Raw genomic sequence first — 14,876 nt, 5'->3', positions numbered from 1 at the left:
TAATTATCTGATAACAATAACCTTATATTTCCTATATCCACTAGGGCTTTACTGTTGAGCTCTTCCGCTTATGGCTCAAAAACGCATCTATCGCCTGCTCAATCCTTTCTTGCTGTGGCGGCTGCGCCACGTAAGCGAGCGGGTGTATGTGGTGTGGCTGGCGGTGCTGGTGGGTGTGCTGGCGGGCCTGGCGGCGGTGTTGCTCAAAACGGTTATTCACTGGCAGCAGCACCGCTTGGCGGCGGCCGTGACCGAGCCCAACCGGGTATTTGCGCTGTCTATCTACCCAGTTATCGGCATCACGCTCACGGCGCTGGTGACTAAGTACTTGCTGGGCGGCAACCTAGGGCGGGGTATCGGGCCCATCATCTACAGCGCGGCTCGCGAAAATGCGGTGGTGCCGCGCTCTAAGCTGTATTCGCAGCTCGTCACAGCCTTCTTGACGGTGTCGTTTGGAGGCTCGGCGGGTACCGAGGCGCCCATTTCGGTGACGGGGGCAGCTATTGGCTCCAATGCGGCGCGGGTGCTGCGGGCGGGGCGGCGGCGGCGGCGCCTGCTCACGGGCTGCGGCGCGGCGGCGGGCGTGGCGGCCATCTTCAACGCGCCCATTGCGGGCGTACTGTTTGCGGTCGAGGCCATTTTGCTGGAGCTGCCAGCGCAGTACTTTATTCCGCTGCTCATTTCGTCGGCCACCGCCACGGTGGTATCGAAGGCGCTCTACGCAGGGCAGCCATTTACGCTGATTACCAATTCATGGGTGCTGAATACGGTACCTTTCTACGCACTCCTAGGTCCGATTACGGCGCTGTTTTCGGTGTATATGATTCGCACTTACCACTGGTTCGACCACTTTGTGGAGCGCTGGCCGGGCCTGCGCTGGCAGAAGGTACTGGCGGGCGGCGCGGCGCTGGGGCTACTCATTTTTCTGTTTCCGCCGCTCTATGGCGAGGGCTACACCACGGTGGTGCAAAAGCTACTCGACGGCCACGCTCAAGACCTCACCGATGACAGCCTGTTTTCGGTGTACGGCGACAATAACGTGTGGTGGCTGCTGGTGCTGGTCTTTTTCACGATGATGATGAAGGTGGTGGCTACCAGCATCACGGTGGGCGCGGGCGGCAACGGCGGCATGTTTGGCTCGTCGCTGGTGGCGGGGGCGCTGTGCGGGTTCTTGTTTGCACGGCTGGTCAACCTCACCGGGCTGGTGGCCTTGCCCGAGGTGCACTTTGTGGTGCTAGGCATGGCGGGCGTGCTGGCGGGCGTGGTACACGCACCGCTCACCGCCATTTTCTTGATTGCCGAAATCACGGGTGGCTACGCGCTCTTTGTGCCACTGATGCTCGTCACGAGCTTCTCCTACCTCATTACCAAGCACTTCGAGCCCTACTCGGTCTACACTCGCAAGCTGACGCTGAAGGGCGTGGACGTGTACGCCAACCGCGACCAAGACCTGCTCTCTCGCCTCGACCTGCACCGCCTTATCGACACCAATTTCCAGCCCCTGCGCCCCGGAGCCACCCTAGGCGAGCTAGTGGAGGTATTTCGCCACGCCCACCGCGACGTGTTTCCGGTGGTAGGCAAGAGTGGGCTGCTGCGCGGCATCATTACCCTCGACATGGTGCGCGACACGCTCTTCGACGGCGCTCACTACACCACCACCCGAGTCCGCGAGCTGATGCAGCCGCCCCCCGCGCTCATCCACCCTGCCGACACCGCCGAGCACGCGCTGGCGCTGCTAGAGCGCACCGCTACCTCCGCCCTGCCCGTGTGCGACACCGATGGCCTCTACCTGGGCTTTATTACCAAGAATGTCATCCTAGCTCGCTACCGCCGCGAGCTCATCGAGGAAGGACAGGCATAATGGTTAACTATTGCTGGGGCGAGTTTAGCGCAGTGTAACTCGCCCCAGCGCGACAGGCTTAATAAACCGCTAAAACTCTATCGCGGCAGTGGGGCGCTGGTGGCTGATAATGAGGCCAACCATCATCAGCAAGCTAGTGAGCAGAATGACGACGAACAGAATGCTTTCGCTAACATCGCCGAGCAGGTGCTGGGTCGGAATGCTGTAGAACAGCAACACCGTAATCAGTCCCTTGGGCGCAATGAACAGCTCGGGTATCAAATCGGTGTGGGCCACAAAGCGCAGGTAGAGGTAGCGAATGCCCGTGAGCACGGCCACTATCAGCACGCCCTGGCCGAGCAACTGCCAGCTGATGAGGTTGGCCAGGGTAATAGAATAGCCGAAGAGCAGAAAGAAGAACGTGCGAATCAGAAACGCCGACTCGGCGGTGATACTCTTGAGCTGGTGCAGGTCGGGGGCCAGCGCTTCGGTGCTGATGCCCTGCCAGCCGGTGCGCCGACGCACCCAATTCAGTAGCAGGTCGGCGTTGTTGACGGCCAGTCCAAAGGCCAGCACGAGCAGCAGCGACGACAAGTGCAGCTTTTTGGCGAGGCTGTAAATGAGAATCAAAAACGAGAACAGCAGGAAAAACTTAACGTGCTCGCGTAGCCGCGCCAGCAAAAAGCCCAGCACCAGCGTGCTCAGCACGGCCACCACTATTATGAGCACCACGCCGCGCCCGAAGGTGACCAGCGAGTGCCCCTGCGCAAAATCCTCTTGGTCAACAAAATTGAAAAGCATGATACCTAGGATGTCCGAAAACGTACTTTCGTACACAATAAACTCCTGTTTTTCGCCCGAGAGGTTGGCCACGCTCGGGATGGCGATGGCGCTGCTGATAACCACCAGCGGCACGGCATTGAGCAGGCAGGTTTGCCACGGGGCACCTAGCCACAGGTGCAGCAGCGTGCCAATGGCGGCAGCCTGCCCCATCAGCATCACGGCCGCCGCCAGAAAGGAGCGCCGCACTAGCGGCACCTTGTCGCGGCTCAGGCGCAGGTCGAGCGCACCCTCTAGCACTATCATAATGAGGCCGATAATGCCAAATATTTCGAGCAGTGTTTTGGGCACCAAAAAATTGATATTCTGGTAGTCGGCCCACTGCCGCAGCCCGATGCCCGTGAGCAGCAGCAGTAGCACCGAAGGCACCCGTGTAGCCCGCGAAGCGAGGTTGAATACGTAAGAAAGGATGACGGCCAAGCTTAGGCCAATCAGGATGCTGTAAGAACTCATAGAGCTCAAGTTACGCGGCCCACGCCGCGCCGTTGCCCGACCTTTGTGGGGCATGCCCGTTTGCAGGCCGCTAGCCACGGGTAACGCACTGCGGGCACCCCGAGGCACTTCACGCGCATTTATCGCTAGCAATCAATATATTACTTCTATGAGCAACCCCTCTACTACATCGGCGCCACTGGTCGTTATTGTGGGGGGCGGGCCAGCGGGCTTACTAGCCGCTCAGCACCTGGCCGAAGCGGGCTTGCGCGTGCAGGTGTTTGAGCAGAAGGCCACCGTAGGGCGCAAGTTTCTGGTGGCCGGTCACGGCGGCTTTAATCTCACCAATGGCGAGGACATAGCGCCCTTTGCGCAGCACTACGGCGCAGCAGCGCCGTTTTTTGCGCGAGCCTTGGCGCACTTCTCGCCCGCCGCCCTGCGCCAGTGGGCCGCCGACCTAGGTATTGGCACCTTTGTAGGCACCAGCGGGCGTGTATTTCCCGATGCCCAGCACAAACCCGCCGACTTGCTGCGCGCCTGGCTGCGCCACCTGCAGGACCTAGGCGTGGAGCTCCGAACCCGCCACCGCTGGCTGGGCTTCGTGGGCGAGCGCGGCCTGCGCTTCTGCAACGAAGCTACCGGCGCAGCCTTTGTGGTGGAGCCCGATGCCACGCTGCTGGCCTTGGGCGGCGCTAGCTGGCCCCAAACCGGTTCCAATGGCCACTGGACCACTTTTTTGCAAGAAATAGGCATACCGTGCCAGCCCTTCGCGCCTTCCAACTGCGGGGCCGAAGTAACATGGTCTTCGTTTTTTAAAGAGAAAGTAGGCCGTGCGCCGCTTAAAAATATTGCCCTTAGCTGCGGCGGCCACACAGTGCGCGGCGAAATCATGCTCACCGACTATGGCCTGGAGGGCACGCCCGTATATGCGCTCACGCCCCAGCTGCGGGCCGCGCTAGCGGCGGGCGCCCCGGCTTGGCTGCATCTCAACCTAAAACCCAACCTAGGCCCGACCGATACGCAGCGACGCTTAGCGCGCCGCCGGCCAGGCGAGTCGCTGGCATCGTTCCTAGGTAGCGCGTTTAGCCTGAAAGCACCCGTACCTACGCTGCTGCGCGAACTAAACGCGCCTGCCGACCTAGGAGCAGCGCTCACGGCCTTGCCTATTCCGGTGATGGGCCTGCGCCCGCTAGACGAGGCTATTTCTTCGGCAGGTGGCATACCCTTTTCGGAAGTAGATGCAAACCTGATGCTACGCCGCCGCCCTGACACCTTTGTGGCCGGCGAAATGCTAGATTGGGAGGCCCCCACAGGTGGCTACCTCTTGCAAGGCTGCTTTAGCACCGGCGCCTGGGCGGCAAAGGCAATAAGCCAAAACCTGTAAAAAAGAGCAGTTTAAGAGTCAGCTTGAAGCTGCTTATTGCGCCTTCTTGATAGCAGCAGCTTTCTCCTCGGCTTCTTTCAATAGCTGGCGCGCCTCGCTAAGCAGGCGGCGGCCGGGGTCCAGCTCATCACGAGCAATAAGCGCAAACAGCAGCAAAAATGATACGATGGGCAGCAGCCAGCCCAGCGCAAACCACACCCAGAACGAGCGGCCCCGCGAAGCAGCGCAATAGCCCGTCATGATTGGAATAAACGAAATGGCCACCACCATGACCAGGAGCATGTCGACAAAGAGCATAGGCTGAGCAGGATGGGGAGTAAGAAACTAGTCGCCCAGGCTGGCGACTGCTAGCCCGAAGATACGATTTTTTACGCACTTTTGGTGCAAGAAGCCGCCGATAGATTACTGTTTAGTCCAATTTTACGTAAGCGTTCTACTTGGCTGCTATTTGGTACCATGACTGCTTCCCCGCCGGCCCCACTCTCGGCTCGCCCCACCGCTTCTTTTCTGCCCCCTATGTGGGAACACCAAAGCTTGTTTCGTGTTTCGGCTCAGCTCTTTGCCGAAGGTATTTTCAATTTGCTCGACCGCAACCTGCGGCCAGAAGTCTTTCTGCTGGGCCTCGCCTCGGGCCGCGAAGAAAATGACCCGCACAGTGTGGTCATCGAGCCTCCTACGCTGCGCTATAGCCCCGCCGATTTTGCGGGCATCAAAACGCTGGCCGCCACCTTTGAGGCCGATGCTGGCCCACGCGACAATGTGTATCACCTGCACCCGCAGGACCACGACCGCATGGAAAAGCAGCACTGGTACGAGCTAGTGTGCCGCGCCACTGAGCAAACCCTGCTGGAGTTGGTAGAAAGCCGCCAAGAAGCCCGCCGCTCCTTTTGCTCCACGCCACTCAGCCTTAATGGCTACTTGGTAGTGTTGGTGGTGCAGCTAGCCGCTGGCCCCTACAATGCCTACTACACGCTGCCGGGCAAGGCTACCTCGACACGCCCGGCCTCGCTACCCCACGCGGCGGTGCTAGAGTTTCTGCACGAGTGTACTCGCGCCCTGCGCGAAGCTGATACTGCCGACAACGAGCAGCCAGTACTCGACCGCGACTACAACGAAGTGCTGCGCGGGGCAGGCCGCCGCCTCATGCTGCGCATTTCGCCGGGTAGCGCCCACGGCCTCTACGATGCCTGCCTAGGTATTGCGGCGCTACGCCACGAGGGTGGCGAGGGCCAGGGCACCATGCTACTGGCCCGGCGCCAGCACGCAGCCATTGTGCCAGTGCTGACCCTGGAGGCGCCCGTGCCGCTGCGCGACCACCGCTCTATCCGCAAGCTGCTAGAGCTGACCGAGGGTCGCACTGGCCTAGTGTCAGACGCCTCGCACGTTTTCGGCCTAGGCTACATGGTAGAGGAAGACGACGAAAAATACGAGCCGCTAGCCACCGTACAGTTTACCAACCACTACGGCTGGGAGCTGCGCCACGGCGGTCACACCCTCATGCGGGTGGTCAGCAACACGCCGCGCTTGCCCCAAAGCAAGGTGCAGGCCGACAACTTCGCCCGCGTGGCCCACCAGGTATTTCCCGATTTAACGACGGAGGAAATTTCTTTTCTGTGGGAGCTCGCCCTCGAAGCCTCTAACCAGAGCCACGGCACCATGCTCTGCATCAGCACTGGGGCCAAGCCCGAGGCCGAGCGCCTGCGTCGCCAGTGCTTCCGGGTGGTGCCTAGGGTAATGACCACACCCGTGCTGCGCCAAGCCAGCAGTATCGACGGGGCCGTGCTCATCGAGCCCAACGGCACGTGCTACGCCATTGGGGTAATTCTCGACGGCCAGGCCACCGAAAAGGGCGATAGCAGCCGCGGCGCCCGCTACAACTCGGCCGTGCGCTACACCAGTTCGTCGCCCTACCCCTGCCTGGCCGTGGTAGTGAGCGAAGATGGCTGGATTGACTTGCTGCCCTCGGCGCTGCACGCCTAGTTTTTTTGGGCGGCCAGCAAAGCGCTAGCTCTTAGCTGCTAGCGCTTTGCTGGCCGCTATTTTTTTAAATAGCTAGTGTCAACCAGCTAGCCGTTATTTTAGCGCCTTGTTCGCGCCCGCGTCTAGCTGGCTGCACGGCAGATTTCCTCTCACCTAAAAGCTAACGGCCAATAGCTAATAGCTAACAGTTCAAAAAAAACATGATACTCATTGCCGACGGCGGCTCTACCAAAACCAACTGGTGCCTACTCTCCGACGAGGGCCAGCGCGTGTACTTCAACACCCAGGGTTATAACCCTGATTTTGTGGACACGGCATTCATTACGGCTTCGCTCGACAAAGACCTGCCCGACGACATGAACCGCGCCGAAGTGCGCGAAATTTACTTTTACGGCGCCGGGGTATCGAGCGAGGCTAAGGCCGAAACCATCGCCGCCGCTATGCGTCACACCTTCCCCAACGCCAACCGCGTGGAGGTGACCGAAGACCTGCTAGCCGCCGCCCGCGCCCTGTTGGGCCGCAAGCCGGGCTTTGCTGCCATCCTAGGCACGGGCACCAACTCGTGCATCTATGACGGCGATAAAATCACGTACAACGTGGATTCGCTGGGCTACTTCTTGGGCGACGAAGGCAGCGGCTCCTTCTTAGGCAAGCGCTTGCTGCGCGACTACCTGCGCGGCTCACTGCCCGACGGCCTAGGCGAGGCCCTGAAGTCGGAATACCACCTAGGCTCGCGCAACGACATCATCGACCAGCTGTACAACAAGCCGCTGCCCAACCGCTACCTGGCCAGCTTCGCCAAGTTTGCCTACGACCACAACAACGTAAGCTACTGCCGCCAAATCGTGGTGGAGGCCTTTGAGGCTTTCTTTCAGAACATTGTGCTGCACTACCCCAACTACCAAGACTATACCTTCAACTGCATCGGCTCGGTAGGCTACAACTTCCGCGACGCCCTCACGCAGGTGGCCAACAGCCACGGCATGCAAGTTGGCAAAATCATTCGCTCGCCTATCGACGACCTCGTTAGCTACCACGAAAGCTAGGATACCTAGCTACCTAAAAAAGCCCGGCTGCTCACGCAGCCGGGCTTTTTTAGTGCTAAGGCAGGTATTTAATACTTACCCTTTGTAAAACATCCATTTCGACAGTTCGCGGTAGGTGACCTTCTTACCATACATCAGGATGCCTACCCGGTAGATGCGCGCGGCCACCCACACCGTGCCCACAAAGCCTACCACGAGCAGCGCAATAGAAAGTGCCAGCTGCCAGGTTGGCACCCCAAACGGTAGCCGAATCACCATCGCCACTGGCGAGGTAAAGGGTATCATCGACATCCAGAAGGCCACCGGCCCGTCGGGGTTGCGCAGGATGACCGAGAAACCCAGCACGTAGCTCAAAATGAGCGGCATCGTAATCGGAAACATGAACTGCTGCGTGTCCGTCTGGTCGTCTACGGCCGCACCCACGGCCCCAAAGAGGGCCCCGTAGAGCAAATAACCACCTAGGAAATAGACAATAAAGCCGAAGACGATGGTCCAGATGGGGATGTTGAGCTGGCTGGCCTTCTCGAAGGCCCCACTTATCACGTTAGCGCGCTTAGCGGGGTTCATCTGCTCGGCCGAAACGGCGGCTTGGTCAGCTACAGTGGCAGAGCCCGCATTAGCGCTCGGGCTGGTAGCGGCCACCTCGGTTTTCGCTTTGGTCACTTCATCCTGCATCACTAGTGGCACCACTACCGCCGTAGCGCCCCATGAAAGCAGCCCCCACAGCAAAAACTGCGTGAGACCTACCGCCGCAATACCCACGATTTTGCCCATCATCAGGTCAAACGGCTTCACAGCGGAGAGCATTACTTCCATTACTCGGCTCGACTTCTCTTCTCCTACCCCGCGCATAATCTGCACGCCATAGAGGAAGATGAAAAAGTAGATGAGTATTGCCAGTGCCGAGGCAATGCCTGTTGTCACACCTGAATTGCTACCCTTCTCTTTACCAGCCTCGTCGAGGCTCACTGAACTCAGTGGCACTTTAGCCCGCAATTGGTCGAGTTGGGTTTGGGTGAGGCCTGACTTTTGCATTTTCAGCTCGGCGAATGCATCCGTGAGGGCCTTTTTCACGCGGTCCTCTTTGCTGAGGCTAATGTTGCCTTTTCCAAAAAACTGCACTCCTTTGGGGTCCTGCACATCGAGCCCCTCGGGCAGGTAAAGCAGACCGGCGTGCTTGTCTTTCTGAAAATTATGCTTGGCCTCGGCCAGCGAGCCCGTCACGGGCAAAAACTGGAGCTGCGGCGTTGACATCTGCGTGAGCCTTGTGGCAACACCTAGGCCGCTGGTGTCGCGCACGTCCACTATTTCGGTACTCTCATCAGAGCTAGCCAGCTTGCCTATCAGCACCCCAAAGCCTGCGATAATGAAAGGCACCAACAGCGTGAGCACCACAAACGCCTTCTTGCGCACCCGCGTCAGATATTCGCGCTGGGCAACGAGTAAAAATTTAGAAGCCATAGGATTACAGGAGGGCGTTAGCGGTTTCGTGTAGCGTTTCGGGCATGGTTTCGCGCACGCGCCGAATAAATATTTCGTTGATGCTCGGCACCTGCTCGCGGAAGGCTTGCACCTCGACCCGCCCAATGAGGTAGCGCAGCAGGTCGTTTGGCGTGGTGCCGGCGTGCAGTTGAATGCGGGCGTAGAAGTGGTCGTTTTCGCGCTCGCGCTGCTCTATCACCTCAAAATCGGGGTGCACTACCATCAGCTTGCCCTGGCCCTCTACCTCGTAGGTGTTGTTTTTAAACTGGTTGCGAATGGCCGTTACGGGTCCATCGAGCACCTTGCGCGAGCGGTTAATAAGCGCAATACTATCGCACATCTCCTCTACCGACTCCATGCGGTGGGTCGAGAAAATGATGGCCGCGCCCTCCTGCTTCAGCCGCAAAATCTCATCTTTAATGAGGTTAGCATTGATGGGGTCGAAGCCCGAAAACGGCTCGTCTAGAATAATCAGCTTAGGCTCGTGCAGCACCGTGGCCACAAACTGCACCTTTTGCTGCATGCCCTTGCTGAGGTCCTCCACGTTTTTCTCGGCCCAGGCCTTGATGTCGAAGCGGTCGAGCCACTTCTTGATGCGCTGCACCGCGTCGGCGCGGCTCAAGCCACGTAGTTGGGCCAGGTAGATGAGCTGCTCCCCCACCTTCATCTTCTTGTAAAGGCCGCGCTCCTCGGGCAGGTAGCCAATGTCGGCGATATGGCTCGGGTTGAGCTTCTCGCCCCGAAAAAACACCTCCCCCGCATCGGCACCAGTTATCTGGGTAATGATGCGGATGAGCGAAGTTTTGCCGGCGCCGTTGGGCCCGAGCAGGCCGAATATACTTTGCTCGGGCACGGCCAGGCTCACGCCATCGAGGGCGGTGTGCGCGGCGTACTGCTTGCGCACGTTGCGCACCTCCAAGATGGGAGCAGCGGTAGAGTGTGGCATGAGAAAAAAGGAAATGAGAATAACGTGGGTAAATGTAGCAACCTAGGGCAATGGGCCGCAACCAGCAAGCGCCAAGCGGTAGCAGCCGGCCCTCAACCAGCAAAAAACGCTTCTGAACGGTTAGCGGCTTTCTGCTACCCCAGGGCCGGTGCCCTCGTCCAGTTCGTGCAGCTGGCCCTCAAGCCGGTCGAGGTGCTGGCCATAGAGGCGCTGCATATACCAGCGCGTGAAGTACACCACGCCTACTTGCACCACGGCCCCTAATACCAACAGTATGCCGCCCGCCAGCGCCCAAATTTGCCAGCTGTACTTCGCCTTGCCCGCTAGCAGCTGCCCCGTAAAGAACCCATAGATAAGAATCAGCGTCCAGGGCAGCACCCACAGCGTCAGCTTGTAATTGAAACGCAGCATCTGGCGCAGCCCGGCACAAAGCTGGACTAGGTGGCGCCGCACACTGCTGCTAGGCTCGTCCATCTGGCGCAGCATAGCCAGCAAGCGGTAGTAATAATAAACTAATACGAGCATCAGCAGTAGCGAAAAACCCGTGTAGAGCCGATATACCGCTTTGTGTAATAATATAAACCCGCCCAGCATCAGCCCAGCCATGAGCACAGCCAAGGCCATTTCCCAGCGGGCATTGCGGCGCATTTTATCCGCCAAGTTATCGCGCTGCCGAGCCAGCATTTCGCGCAGCTGGGTAGCACTAAGAGCCGCGGCGCTCGGCTCGGGCTGCTGCCACTGGCGGCGCAGGTCATCAAGTTCCATACTAAAATCGCGGTTAGAAGATTAATGGGGCACGAGCAGCTTGCGGAGCTTCTCTTGCACGCGGTGCATTTTCACGCGCACGTTGTTTTGAGTGATACCTAGGATGTCAGCCATCTCCTCGTAGGGCCGGTCCTCCAGGTACAGCAGCACGAATGCCTTATCCACGTCGGAGAGCCGCCCAATAGCGGTGTAGAGAGCCGCCGTTTCTTCGGGCTCGTAGGCGCTGCCCTCGGTGGGCTGGGCTAGGTAGCGGGCGGCCTCGTCTTCCAGCCCTACTGAAGCAGGCCGGCGGGTGCGCTGCCGTAGGTTCGAGATGGCTACGTTTAGTGCGATGCGGTAGAGCCAGGTACTCAACTTGGCATCGGGCTGGGGCACGTAGCGCGGCCAGGCGCGCCACAACTGCAAGACTATCTCCTGAAATAAATCTTGTCGGTCGTCGGCATCCTGGCAATAGAGCCGGCACACGCGACGTACCAACGGCTGGTACTCGTGCAGGGCAGCCAAAAAATCGGCAGAAGGCGCAGCGCTCATGCGAGGTAAAGGTTTCGGGAAGTTATTCGCCGAAAGTCGACTCGCATTACACCGCAGATTCAATTGATTTACTGAATAGCGCAGCTACCCCACTAGTGGCGGGCTGACTAAGTAGCTACAACCATAAAAAAAGGCCGCCCTATTGGGTGGCCTTTCTCACATTGACAGCTAGTTGCCTACTCAGCCTGCTGCTAGCAGGTGCAACTGCGCTATTCAGTAAATCAGCGATTACGCGAAGTATTCTTTCACTTTCTCGAAAAAGCCTTTTTCATTCTTGCCGGGGTGCGGCGTAAAGTTGTCCGAGTCGCGCAGTTTTTCTAGTAGCTCGCGCTCCTGGCTGCTCACGTTCTTAGGCGTCCACACATTCAGATGAATCAGTTGGTCGCCGCGGCCGTAGCCATTCAGGTCTTTGATGCCCTTGCCACGCAGGCGCAGGATTTTACCCGGCTGGGTGCCAGCATCAACTTTGATTTTCACCTTGCCTTCGATGGTAGGCACCTCCAGGCTGGTACCTAGGGCCGCATCTACGAAGCTGATGTACTGCTCAAACATGATGTTGTTGCCATCGCGCTTAAGGAACTCGTGCGGCTCTTCCTCAATCTGGATGAGTAGGTCGCCGGGCACGCCGCCGCGCTCGGGGTAGTTGCCTTTGCCGCTCATACTCAGCTGCATATCATTAGCTACGCCGGCCGGAATGTTAATCGGAATTACTTCCTCATTCAGCTGGCGGCCCTCGCCTTTGCACACGTCGCAAGTCGTGGAGATGGTTTTGCCTTCGCCGTGGCAAGTGGGGCAAGTGTTGGCGCTCACCATTTGGCCGAGCATCGTGTTCACCACCTTCTTCACCTGGCCTTGGCCCTGGCAAGTGGGGCAGGTCTTCAGCTCAGTGCCGTTTTTGGCGCCGGTGCCACTGCACGGTGGACAGGCCACGTAGCGCTTCACCTTAATTTTTTTCTCTACGCCGTTAGCTACTTCCTCTAGGTCGAGTTTGAGCTTGATACGTAGGTTAGAACCTTTCTTCACGCGGCGGCCACCGCGCTGCCCGCCCCCAAAGAAACCTTCGAAGCCCCCGCCTCCGCCGAAGATGTCGCCGAACTGCGAGAAGATGTCTTCCATATTGGGCCCGCCACCGCTGGCGCCGCCCATGCCCTGGTGGCCAAACCGGTCGTAGCGCGCGCGCTTATCAGCGTCCGAAAGCACCTCGTAGGCCTCGGCGGCTTCCTTAAACTTATCCTCGGCCGTGGGGTCGTCGGGGTTTTTATCGGGATGGTACTTAATAGCCATCTTACGGTAAGCCGACTTAATCACGTCGCCCTCCGCATTTTTTGCTACTCCTAATACTTCGTAATAATCGCGCTTTACCGTTGCCATTTTGCAGAAATGTTATCTCACCTACACTCGTTATACTGGGCTTGCAAAGCCTCTCACTTAGACGACTAACCTCAAATTTAAGAAGTTAGTGCGCTAAGCTGGATGCTTCACAAGCCCAGCATACTAAAATAATTAAACTACTGACCCAAAATCACTTTGGCGTGGCGAATAACCTTATCGCCTAAGTAATAACCTTTCTCAATTTCGTCTACAATCTTGCCCCGCAGGTCGTCGCTCGGCGCCGGAATCTGCGTGATAGCTTCGTGCAGCTCGGCGTCGAAGTCGCCGCCTTTGGCATTCATCGGGGTCAGGCCCTTCTGTTCCAACGTTTTATTGAGCTTGTTATAGGTAATGTCCAGCGCATTTTGCAGCGCGGCCGGGTCAGTGGCGCCCTGCGTGTGCTGGCGCGCCCGGTCGAAGTCATCGAGCACGGGCAGCAAGGCTACCATCAGCTCCTGGTTGGCGGTCTTGAATAGGTCGGTGCGCTCCTTGGCGGTGCGGCGCTTGTAGTTTTCAAACTCAGCGGCTAGGCGCAGGTATTTGTCCTTAAGGTCAGCTAGCTCGGCTTCGGCGCGGCTGGCGCCTTGCGCGGCACCGGCCGTAGCAGCGTCGGTACCTAGGTCTTGCTCGCCGGCAGTGTGGTCGGCGGCGCTGTCAGTCAGGGGCTGGTCGTCAGGATTCATCGGTTTATCGTCGGTCATTTTCTGGAAAAAATGGCGGAATCGGCTAGAGAAGGGAGTTGCCATAGGGGCGGCAGGTCAGGCGCAAGGAGTTTGCCAAAGCAAAGGAGGGTGACAAGTTGGCACATTGACCAACACTATCTTTCGCTTATATCTACTCTAGTAAGTTAAGTATGTATCACTTTGAAGACTTACTAAATCACTTACTAGCGGTCGTTTTCATAGACGAGGCCGATGGTAAAGAAAGATGGCAAGTACAAACTGGCGTTGTTGTAGCCGCCGAGGAAGGTTGTGCGTTTCTAATTCCGCCAAGCACCCATCCAGCTTTTCGACTCCTACCCGAATGGGCAGAACGGCTAAAGCCTATCCCTCAAAAACTTCGTCAGACATTAGGCAACTCTGAAGCTGACTTTGCTATTTACGTGCATGTGGTAGCGCTGCCAAAGGATGCTGACCTAGGTGACTACTCACCCACGGGCATTAATTTGAACGCGTAGCACTCACTACTCGTGCAGCGCCTTCCAAATCATATCTTTCAGCGGCTGAATATTCTTATTCGTGAGGCTGGAAATGAAGATGGTGGGCGGCATATCGGCGGGCAGCGAAGCGAGCAGCTCGGCTTCCAATTCCTCGTCCAGCATATCCGATTTGGTGATGGCAAGCAGGCGCTTTTTATCCAGCAGCTCGGGGTTGTGCTGCTCCAGCTCGCTGAGGAGTATGCGGTACTCAGCGGCTACGTCGAGGCTGTCGCAGCTTATCATAAAGAGCAGCATGGAGTTGCGCTCGATATGACGCAGGAAGCGGGTACCTAGGCCCTTGCCTTCGGCTGCGCCCTCAATGATGCCCGGAATGTCGGCCATCACAAACGACTGATAATCACGATACGCCACCACGCCTAGGTTAGGTACCAGCGTCGTAAAGGCGTAGTCCGCAATCTTGGGTTTGGCCGCCGACACTACTGAGAGCAGCGTGCTTTTGCCCGCGTTGGGGAAGCCTACGAGGCCCACGTCGGCCAGTAGCTTCAGTTCCAGAATCACCTGCTCCTCAATGGCCGGGCCGCCGGGCTGCGCGTACTGGGGGGCCTGATTGGTGGCCGACTTGAAGTGGTCGTTGCCCAGCCCGCCTCGCCCGCCAGGCGTAAGGATAAGGCGCTGGCCGTGCTCGGTTATTTCGAGCTTGACCTCGCCGGTTTCAGCATCGCGCGCCACGGTACCTAAAGGCACCTGAATCACAATATCTTCGCCCTGGGCGCCGGTACGCAGGTTTTCGCCACCGCCTTCACCATCTTGGGCAAAGAGGTGCTTGCGGTATTGTAGGTGCAGCAGGGTCCAAAGCTGCGAGTTGCCTTCCAGAATGATGTGACCGCCGCGGCCGCCATCGCCGCCATCGGGGCCGCCATTGGGCAGGCCCTTGGCTCGAAAGAAGTGGTGCGAGCCCGCGCCGCCCTTGCCCGAGCGGCAGGTTATTTTAACGTAGTCAATGAAGTTGTTATTAGCCACTGGGGTAAGTCTGTAGTTACTAAAAAACTATCATCCTGAGCCTGCGAAGGACCTTATCAAAGTCCGGGTCATTGGCAATG

At 58.3% G+C, this 14,876-nt stretch carries 14 protein-coding genes; 5 read left to right on the top strand and 9 right to left on the bottom strand.

What is annotated here, in order from left to right:
- Nucleotides 1-70: 70 nt before the first annotated feature.
- Nucleotides 71-1,861: a chloride channel protein gene (locus tag FNT36_RS19025; protein WP_144850986.1), complete on the top strand. Its 1,791-nt coding sequence runs from the start codon at nucleotides 71-73 to the stop codon at nucleotides 1,859-1,861.
- Between the two features lie 69 nt (nucleotides 1,862-1,930).
- Here FNT36_RS19025 and FNT36_RS19020 read toward each other — a convergent pair whose 3' ends face one another.
- Nucleotides 1,931-3,133 carry a cation:proton antiporter gene (locus tag FNT36_RS19020; protein ID WP_144850983.1) on the bottom strand — a complete coding sequence of 401 codons (1,203 nt, stop codon included), beginning with the start codon at nucleotides 3,131-3,133 and terminating at the stop codon, nucleotides 1,931-1,933.
- 148 nt (nucleotides 3,134-3,281) lie between these two features.
- On the opposite strand from FNT36_RS19020, the gene FNT36_RS19015 reads away from it, so the two are divergent.
- Nucleotides 3,282-4,496 carry a BaiN/RdsA family NAD(P)/FAD-dependent oxidoreductase gene (locus FNT36_RS19015; protein ID WP_144850981.1) on the top strand — a complete coding sequence of 405 codons (1,215 nt, stop codon included), beginning with the start codon at nucleotides 3,282-3,284 and terminating at the stop codon, nucleotides 4,494-4,496.
- Nucleotides 4,497-4,529: 33 nt separating this feature from the next.
- Here FNT36_RS19015 and FNT36_RS19010 read toward each other — a convergent pair whose 3' ends face one another.
- The gene (locus FNT36_RS19010) at nucleotides 4,530-4,793 is read right to left on the bottom strand and encodes an ATP synthase subunit B family protein (RefSeq protein ID WP_144850978.1); all 264 of its coding nucleotides are present in this window, start codon (nucleotides 4,791-4,793) and stop codon (nucleotides 4,530-4,532) included.
- A gap of 159 nt (nucleotides 4,794-4,952) precedes the next feature.
- On the opposite strand from FNT36_RS19010, the gene FNT36_RS19005 reads away from it, so the two are divergent.
- Nucleotides 4,953-6,476 carry a diadenylate cyclase gene (locus tag FNT36_RS19005; protein ID WP_144850975.1) on the top strand — a complete coding sequence of 508 codons (1,524 nt, stop codon included), beginning with the start codon at nucleotides 4,953-4,955 and terminating at the stop codon, nucleotides 6,474-6,476.
- 200 nt (nucleotides 6,477-6,676) lie between these two features.
- Nucleotides 6,677-7,522, top strand: coding sequence for an N-acetylglucosamine kinase (locus FNT36_RS19000; RefSeq protein ID WP_144850972.1), 846 nt, complete (start codon nucleotides 6,677-6,679; stop codon nucleotides 7,520-7,522).
- A gap of 75 nt (nucleotides 7,523-7,597) precedes the next feature.
- On the opposite strand, the gene FNT36_RS18995 is transcribed toward FNT36_RS19000, so the two are convergent.
- The 6 genes from FNT36_RS18995 to FNT36_RS18970 all read right to left on the bottom strand — a co-directional run bounded on the left by FNT36_RS18995 (nucleotide 7,598) and on the right by FNT36_RS18970 (nucleotide 13,318).
- The gene (locus FNT36_RS18995; RefSeq protein ID WP_144850969.1) at nucleotides 7,598-8,983 is read right to left on the bottom strand and encodes an ABC transporter permease; all 1,386 of its coding nucleotides are present in this window, start codon (nucleotides 8,981-8,983) and stop codon (nucleotides 7,598-7,600) included.
- A 4-nt stretch (nucleotides 8,984-8,987) separates the two neighbouring features.
- Nucleotides 8,988-9,950, bottom strand: a complete 963-nt coding sequence (locus FNT36_RS18990; RefSeq protein ID WP_144850966.1) for an ABC transporter ATP-binding protein — start codon at nucleotides 9,948-9,950, stop codon at nucleotides 8,988-8,990.
- A gap of 120 nt (nucleotides 9,951-10,070) precedes the next feature.
- Nucleotides 10,071-10,715, bottom strand: coding sequence for a hypothetical protein (locus FNT36_RS18985; RefSeq protein ID WP_144850964.1), 645 nt, complete (start codon nucleotides 10,713-10,715; stop codon nucleotides 10,071-10,073).
- Between the two features lie 21 nt (nucleotides 10,716-10,736).
- Nucleotides 10,737-11,246: an RNA polymerase sigma factor gene (locus tag FNT36_RS18980; protein WP_144850959.1), complete on the bottom strand. Its 510-nt coding sequence runs from the start codon at nucleotides 11,244-11,246 to the stop codon at nucleotides 10,737-10,739.
- Nucleotides 11,247-11,474: 228 nt separating this feature from the next.
- Nucleotides 11,475-12,617 (bottom strand): molecular chaperone DnaJ, encoded by a 1,143-nt coding sequence (gene dnaJ, locus FNT36_RS18975; RefSeq protein WP_144850956.1) that lies wholly within the window; start codon nucleotides 12,615-12,617, stop codon nucleotides 11,475-11,477.
- 137 nt (nucleotides 12,618-12,754) lie between these two features.
- The gene (locus FNT36_RS18970; RefSeq protein WP_144850953.1) at nucleotides 12,755-13,318 is read right to left on the bottom strand and encodes a nucleotide exchange factor GrpE; all 564 of its coding nucleotides are present in this window, start codon (nucleotides 13,316-13,318) and stop codon (nucleotides 12,755-12,757) included.
- Nucleotides 13,319-13,470: 152 nt separating this feature from the next.
- Here FNT36_RS18970 and FNT36_RS18965 point away from each other — a divergent pair, with 152 nt between their 5' ends.
- Nucleotides 13,471-13,794, top strand: a complete 324-nt coding sequence (locus tag FNT36_RS18965; RefSeq protein WP_144850949.1) for a hypothetical protein — start codon at nucleotides 13,471-13,473, stop codon at nucleotides 13,792-13,794.
- Between the two features lie 6 nt (nucleotides 13,795-13,800).
- On the opposite strand, the gene obgE is transcribed toward FNT36_RS18965, so the two are convergent.
- Entirely contained in the window at nucleotides 13,801-14,796 is a 996-nt protein-coding gene (gene obgE / locus FNT36_RS18960; protein WP_144850945.1) for a GTPase ObgE, read from the bottom strand.
- Nucleotides 14,797-14,876 lie beyond the last annotated feature (80 nt).

The organism is Hymenobacter setariae (assembly GCF_007713685.1).
GTDB lineage: Bacteria > Bacteroidota > Bacteroidia > Cytophagales > Hymenobacteraceae > Hymenobacter > Hymenobacter setariae.
Note: the sequence above shows the minus strand (reverse complement) of the source record. Positions and strands in the feature narration are given on the sequence as shown.